Raw genomic sequence first — 497 nt, forward strand, 5'->3', positions numbered from 1 at the left:
CCTTCTTCCATGGCGATCGGAGCGATCAGCTTCACCGTGATCGACACGTTGTCGCCCGGCATGACCATTTCCTTGTCCTTCGGCAGTTCGATCGAGCCCGTCACGTCCGTCGTACGGAAGTAGAACTGCGGACGGTAGTTGTTGAAGAACGGCGTGTGACGGCCGCCTTCGTCCTTGCTCAGCACGTACACTTCAGCCGTGAAGTGCGTGTGCGGCTTGATCGAGCCCGGCTTCGCCAGAACTTGACCACGCTCCACGTCTTCACGCTTCGTGCCGCGCAGCAGGATACCGACGTTGTCGCCTGCTTGACCTTGGTCCAGCAGCTTGCGGAACATTTCGACGCCCGTGCAGGTCGTCTTCACGGTGTCCTTGATGCCGACGATTTCGAGTTCTTCGCCGACCTTCACGATGCCGCGTTCGATACGACCCGTCACCACCGTGCCGCGACCCGAGATCGAGAACACGTCTTCCACCGGCATCAGGAACAGGCCGTCAAC

The 497-nt window shown here is 60.2% G+C and carries 1 protein-coding gene; it reads right to left on the minus strand.

From position 1 onward, the window contains the following. A partial coding sequence (locus ACYP33_RS05275; protein WP_459620194.1) for an EF-Tu C-terminal domain-related protein occupies positions 1–497 on the minus strand: 497 nt, incomplete at both ends.

Source organism: Burkholderia sp. 3C (genome assembly GCF_054589155.1).